Origin of the sequence: Ferroplasma sp. (assembly GCF_037442045.1) — an archaeon.
In the GTDB taxonomy this organism is placed as follows: Archaea; Thermoplasmatota; Thermoplasmata; order Thermoplasmatales; family Thermoplasmataceae; genus Ferroplasma.
This window is the reverse complement of sequence record NZ_JBBIRC010000012.1, coordinates 24,280-31,048: the sequence shown is the minus strand read 5'-3', so window position 1 is coordinate 31,048 and position 6,769 is coordinate 24,280. Positions and strand designations below refer to the sequence as shown.

Genomic DNA, 6,769 nt, shown 5'->3' with positions numbered 1-6,769 from the left:
TTTTTTAAAAAATAGTAAATAAGTAAAAGTTATAATATAATATAACAATTGCTTATTCATGGAACCAATTCAATCATTTATAAGTGGCCAAAGATTAAAAATAGCAGAACTTCAAGATTATTTAATTGACATAATATATGACAGGGTGCAGCCGGACGCACTTTTATATGGTGGTACAGCAGTATGGAGATGCTTTGGAGGCATGAGATTTTCCGAAGATATTGATATTTATATGGATAAAACTTCCTTCTTGAAACTTCTTAATTTGTTGACAAAATACGGGCTCAAACTTATCTGGCAGGATCCAGAATACAATTCAAGGATACGAATAGCAAACAATGAAACCGAAATACTTTTGGAGTCAAAACCAGGATTTGCTGAAAATGAAATCAGAACATATTTCAGAATAGATGGCACCATGAAAACAATCAGTGTATTCAGCCCGACAGAATTACTTGTGAGAAAAATAGAGGCATATAATGGAAGAAAATATATAAGGGATATATACGATATTTATATACTTACAAAATGGTTGGATAAATCGGATTACCTTGTGAAATCAAGCATTTCTAAATTCCTTATGAATATGTCTAAACCAGTGGATGAAAATATTCTCGGTTCTTTGCTATATTCGGTAAATAAAAATATAAATTTTAATACCATGATAGAGTATATAAAAAGGTGGCTCAATGAAGTATGAAAAGGCTTTTACCGAATTTTTTTCAAAACAATTTATTTTTCACACATCCGACGCCAGAAGATTTCTTTTAAAACTTGGTGCGAATGAACCTTATGTAAGGGTAATGCTTCATAATATGGTTGTATCAAAGAAAATATACAGAATTGGGAATGGAACATATACATTCAATAAAAATGAGGCAACGATAGGATTTGCTTTCCGGCCTTTCTATTACGGACTACAGTATGCACTGACTATCAGAAAAATCTGGACACAACAATCCATTCCAATAATAATTACGAAAACAAAGGCAAATCCTGGCTTTAGGAATATTATTAATACCCGTATACTTGTCCGGAGGATAAATGATAAAGGATTTTTTGGATTTGATTTTATAAATTACGGAGGGATATTCGTCCCAGTTTCAGATCCAGAAAAAACATATCTTGATCTAATTTATTATAAAATAAAAATAGATTATGATACAATGTCATTGCTTAAGGATAAACTTGACGAATTAAAACTTAAAGAATATTCAAAAAAATTTTTTATGTAATAAGTATTTTTGTAGCAGCATTGCTTTATGGCTTTTTGAATTATGTGACCTTATATCTTATTAAATAACGAAGTGCAAATATGATGACAACACTAAGTGGCGTATCAATAATTAATAAAATTAATGACCATGGATATATACTATAATAGATAATTGAATATAGAATTATTTGCACAATAAAACCAACTAACATACTGCTAAATAATATAATTAAAATTTTTTTCTGCTTCTTATCTTTTATTTCTGTTTTTACCACCATGGATTTGGCACCTCCCAATTACATGCTGAATCCATTCCTGTAAAGCCTGCTATGGTACCTATAGCTGAAGTAATAACAAGCGCTAACCCCACATCGAATACCCAGCCTGCAGGTGTGGCATTTAACACTGCTACTCCACCAATAAGTCCAAAGATAGATGCACCAAATGCCACCTCTGCTATTATGCAATTCCAGTTAAAATCTATTATCGCTGCATTTGTTTCGCTTATATTTATAGACTTTACAGTATTATTTGTTTTGCCCAGCATTGTATTTATTGCTGTAGCTATACACGAGTTTTCTATGCCGAATTTATGCATTGTAGCGTTATTAGAATTCATTTACAATAAAGATGTTAAATCAATTTAATTTATTAAAGTTTTTATTTAATACTGCTATGCTTATTATAAATAATATTATTTACCAGTACAAAAATAATTAGTGCACTAAATATTATAGCTAATAATAACCATATATCAAAAAATATCGTTCTGTAGTTTGATACCATTTCTAATATAGATCCAATATAAAATAAAATTATTCCTAATAACATAGTTTTTGTTATTTTTACATATTTCATTTGTCTCACCAAAATCTGTGTTCTACACCCATATCCGGGTGTTTTGGAGTGTAATGAGTAACTTGATGATAAAAGGCTAATATTACAGAAGTATCCGATATAATCATTGCAACATCAAATACCCAACCAGGTGGTCCAGTTAACATTAATAATATAAATCCTGCTACGAGTAATATTAGCCCGATCCAGCTTAATATAGAATCATCAACTATTATTGCATTTATTTCACTTACATTTATAGAATTTACAGTATTATTTGTTTTGTCCAGCATATTGTTTATTGCCATGGCAATATAGTTATTTTCATTGCCGAATTTATCCAGTGTAATATTATTTGAATTCATATAATATAATCCTGTTAAATGTATAGAATTTATTAAACTTTTCATTTCATTATAATAGGATGCTTTATAGTTAACAGTAAATTCATTTCCATACAGTATTTTAGATGAATTTTTAGGTACTATATTTGCATATATTTCAGATATATTTTTATTATTTTTATCTATTATGATAGTCCCTATTTCAACCTTATATTTTGTAAAATTGTCTGTAAACGCTAAAGTATACAATATATCATTTTTTGATGTTAAATTATATTTTTCTATCAAATAATTTGTATTATTTGTTTTTATATAATTATATGATACAGGCATTAAACTATTGTTCGTTGTATTTATATTTTTATTGTAATTACTATTGATATTATTTACAGCCGTTCTGTTTATATTTTTGCTTAATACTATGCCATTGTTTTCTATAACAAAATTGTGCATAAATGTTAAATTACCTATTTTTACATAATTATCATCAGGATTTTGATTTACATCACTTAAATCTCTCTTGTCTGTTACACCTGAAAAAGATACCATAACAAACATTGCTACCACTATTATTGTAATCATAGATAAGTATCTATATTTCATAATATAATATAATATAATATATAAGGTTTACTATATGAAGATGCAATGTGATATATATTACATATAATTTTCAACAAACAGATAAAGATAAAACATGAAAACTAGCGAATAATTGTAGATAATTATAACACTGTTATAATGATAATATTACGTTACTGAATTTTTGTAAATTTTTGCTATTTTGTAAAATGTTGAAATCAACCATTAAATTTATTTGGTTATCCACAAATGTAATAAATATTATAAAACGGTATTAAAACTGTTATTTATAATCTAAAATTTACTTTTTAAGTTGAACAGTAAGATTTACAAGATTTTGCATCAGTTGCCCTGCAAATTTTTTTGTCATTTCATCTTTTAAATTTCCATTTTCATCAAATTTATCCTGTGCAAAAGTAACAAAAACTTCAGGAGTATTTACCGGAATCATATTAAGGAATACGCATACCTGGCGAAGATGGTACTGTGCCCTTGAACCACCAAGCATACCTATGGATGCACTCATTATGGCTATTGGTTTTCCACTAAAAGGATTGTCTCCATATGGCCTTGAAGCAACATCTAAAACATTTTTTAGATATCCAGGAATGGAATAATTATACTCCGGTGTAACGATTAAAAGACCATCAGCTTCTTTTATCTGTTTCTTGAATTTTTTCACATTTTCTGGATAATTATTTTCCTTATCCTGGTTCATAAAAGGAAAATTGGATATATCCAGTATTTCCAGCTTTGAATTCTCAGGCATGAGTTTTGATGTATTCTCAAGCAAATATCTGCTGTATGACTCTTTTCTTAAGCTTCCACCAAATCCAGCTATTTTTATAGTTTCCATTCAATGCAATTGAGTTCTATATTAAATATTTTAGCGATACTTTTAGAAAGCAACGCATAAATAGCTAATAAATATATGATAACAATGTTTATTGTAAGGTATTCTGAGATAGGCCTTAAGGGTAATAAAACCAGAAGAATTATGGAAAAACTCCTGATTGATAATATAAAATCAGCATTGCCTGACAATTTTAATTTAAATTACAAAAAAAGCGATGGAAGAATTTACCTTTATTCGGAAAAGCAGGAATTAATGGATATACTTCCATATATTTTTGGAATAAAATCATTTTCTCCTGCAACAGAATATACATTTAACAGTGTTGATGATATAGTATCAAAATGCAGGGAGAAATATTCAGAATATGTAAAAAACAAAACATTTGCAGTAAGGGCAACAAGGAAAGGAACACACAATTTCACATCAAAGGAACTTGAAATAGCAACCGGTAATGCACTTTATGATAATTCATCCGGTGTAAACCTTGAAAATCCGGAAGCACCATTGTATATAGAAGTGAGGGATAAAAATTTCTATACTTTTACCGAAAAAATAGCCGGGCCTGGTGGATTGCCATTAAAATCTGAGGGGAAAGCCATTTCATTATTCTCAGGAGGAATTGATTCACCCGTATCAACATTTATGGTAATGAAAAGAGGAATGGCAACCGATCTGCTTTTCTGTTCGCTTGCACATCCTGCAGACACCATTACCATGCTCAGGGCAGCCAGAAATCTTTTGCTGAAATATTCTTATGGTTATGACAGCAATATCTTTATTCTTGACGGCACATCGTTAATAACTAAAATATTGCATGATCCAGAACAAAAATATGCAAATTTAATATTTAAAGAGCTTCTTTATTTATATGCCGAAAAACTCTGCTATAAAAACGATTACGATGCCATTGTTACAGGAGAGTCAATAGGTCAGGTATCATCACAGATTCCTAAAAACCTTAAATCGCTTTCACATGACATTAAAATTCCAATATTCAGGCCTTTAATTGGTTTTGACAAGGAAGAAACAATAAGTTATTCCAGGGCAAAAGGGCTTTATATGAACGAATCCGCAGGTGAATTTTGCTCACTGTTTTCGAAAAATCCAGGAATAAATACTTCATATAAAGAGCTTAAACCCGAAATGGATAAATTTTTCGAAGATGAATATTTTCATGAAATTATAATAATAAAAAAATCACAGATCGATAATTACATTAATTCAATACATAACAGTAAAATTGATTATATACCACAAAATAGCATAATTGTTGATTTGAGGGATGCCGAAGATTTTAATAAATGGCATATTCTAGATGCAGTTAACATGCCTGTAAGATCAATCCACTCATTAATTAGTGACGGCGATATAAGAAAAATATATTTCTTCTACTGCAAAAAAGGATTGAATAGCGCATATGCCGCTTCAATTATGGAATCCAATGGTTATAAAGCATTTTATTCAACAGAAAAGGAACTTAAAAAATTGTTTGAGGTCAAAAATTAATAAATCATTTTAATATTTTTCCAGTTGCAATTTGCCATAAATATAGGTCAAGTATTCCCGGCCTCATATTGTATGACTCAGCAATTTCATTGAATATTCCTTCTTTTTCAAGGTAGTCTGATCTGGTGTTTAATTTCATATTGTCTATATAGCCATAATCCTTCAAAAGCTGCATAATATGTTTGTCCAGTATTGCGAAATCAAATATTCCTATATTCCTTAAAAAATGCGATGCTTCCTTGTAACCAATTCCCTTTATATTGTTCACCAGATATTCCCTCAATGAGAAATGGTCCATTGTTTTCATCATTTTTTTTATATTTTTTCTTACATGCCTGGCATTTACAATATAGTCAGCTCTTTTATTGTAAAATCTGTATTTTGCCTTCTTTAATTCCTCACTCAGTTTTTCCTGGTCGTATTCTATAAAGCCATTGCCTATAGTTCTTTGAGTCTTTATTCCCATATCTGCAGATGTATTTGCAGTTAGTATGCAGAAACATAATTCAATGAAAAGTGAATCATTTCTGGATTTTCCCATATTAATAAAATCGATGACTCTTTCATTTATGCTTTTATTAAATAACAATTGTGATTCCATTAACTTAATGGATAATTCATCATCTTTAATCATAAAAAAATAAAAAATTGTTTAATCCTTTTTGAAAGCTTCGTAAGTCCTTTTTGCTCTTTCAAGTCTCTTTTCTACAACTTTCCAGTTTACATTGCTCATGAATGCATCAAGGTACGGTGCCCTTTTTGGTCCATAATCTGCATAATATGCATGCTCATAAACGTCAAGAGGCAGTATCATCAAAGCGTTCCATATTGCAGCTGCACTGTGTATATCTGCTCCAACAACTCTTAACTTCCCAAAATTAAGGTCGTATATAAGATGTGCCCATCCTCTGAAAGCTGTTCCAGTTGCTTTAAACAATGCAACAAAGTTCTCATAGCTTCCAAAATCTTTTTCTATCTGTTCTTTAACAGATGCTGGAATCGGAACATGTTCCTTGCTCAACGATTCAAAGTAATACTCGTGAAGCATAGATCCATCGTAGTTGAATGTTTCTTCAAGCTTCATTTCTCTAAGGTCACTGTAATTCTGATTAGCTTTTGTAAGATCAACACCGGGCAATTTTGACCATATTTCATTTAGTTTTGCCACATATCCTTTATAATGGAAATCAAAGTGGTAATCTATTTGCTTATCTGATATGCCATCCAATCCTCTTGGTCTTGCATTTTCTTTTACTTCCCATGTTTCTGTAGCCATAATAATCAATATAGATATAAGTTAATCATTTAAATATCTATTGCAGTTATAAAAGCTTAAAATAGTATAAAATACTGCAAATAAGTATTGTACATAATTTCTGCACACAGTTCAAAATATAAGATTTAGATGCATACTGACCATAAGTTATT

The 6,769-nt window shown here is 29.8% G+C and carries 8 protein-coding genes; 3 read left to right on the top strand and 5 right to left on the bottom strand.

What is annotated here, in order from left to right:
* Positions 1-58: 58 nt before the first annotated feature.
* Positions 59-700, top strand: coding sequence for a nucleotidyl transferase AbiEii/AbiGii toxin family protein (locus WKI77_RS02940; protein WP_337860340.1), 642 nt, complete (start codon positions 59-61; stop codon positions 698-700).
* Positions 690-1,235, top strand: coding sequence for a hypothetical protein (locus WKI77_RS02935; protein ID WP_337860339.1), 546 nt, complete (start codon positions 690-692; stop codon positions 1,233-1,235). The genes WKI77_RS02940 and WKI77_RS02935 overlap by 11 nt, the downstream gene beginning before the upstream one ends.
* A gap of 249 nt (positions 1,236-1,484) precedes the next feature.
* Here WKI77_RS02935 and WKI77_RS02930 read toward each other — a convergent pair whose 3' ends face one another.
* The 3 genes from WKI77_RS02930 to WKI77_RS02920 form a co-directional block, all read right to left on the bottom strand.
* Positions 1,485-1,835, bottom strand: coding sequence for a hypothetical protein (locus WKI77_RS02930; RefSeq protein ID WP_337860338.1), 351 nt, complete (start codon positions 1,833-1,835; stop codon positions 1,485-1,487).
* A gap of 244 nt (positions 1,836-2,079) precedes the next feature.
* Positions 2,080-2,979, bottom strand: a complete 900-nt coding sequence (locus WKI77_RS02925; protein ID WP_337860337.1) for a hypothetical protein — start codon at positions 2,977-2,979, stop codon at positions 2,080-2,082.
* Positions 2,980-3,280: 301 nt separating this feature from the next.
* Positions 3,281-3,835 (bottom strand): NAD(P)H-dependent oxidoreductase, encoded by a 555-nt coding sequence (locus tag WKI77_RS02920; protein WP_337860336.1) that lies wholly within the window; start codon positions 3,833-3,835, stop codon positions 3,281-3,283.
* A gap of 84 nt (positions 3,836-3,919) precedes the next feature.
* On the opposite strand from WKI77_RS02920, the gene WKI77_RS02915 reads away from it, so the two are divergent.
* Entirely contained in the window at positions 3,920-5,341 is a 1,422-nt protein-coding gene (locus WKI77_RS02915; protein WP_337860335.1) for a THUMP domain-containing protein, read from the top strand.
* A gap of 4 nt (positions 5,342-5,345) precedes the next feature.
* Here the strand turns inward: WKI77_RS02915 and WKI77_RS02910 are convergent, their stop codons facing one another.
* Together WKI77_RS02910 and WKI77_RS02905 are read right to left on the bottom strand one after the other, a co-directional pair.
* Positions 5,346-5,975 (bottom strand): N-glycosylase/DNA lyase, encoded by a 630-nt coding sequence (locus WKI77_RS02910; protein ID WP_337860334.1) that lies wholly within the window; start codon positions 5,973-5,975, stop codon positions 5,346-5,348.
* A gap of 18 nt (positions 5,976-5,993) precedes the next feature.
* Positions 5,994-6,617, bottom strand: a complete 624-nt coding sequence (locus tag WKI77_RS02905; RefSeq protein WP_337860333.1) for a superoxide dismutase — start codon at positions 6,615-6,617, stop codon at positions 5,994-5,996.
* Positions 6,618-6,769 lie beyond the last annotated feature (152 nt).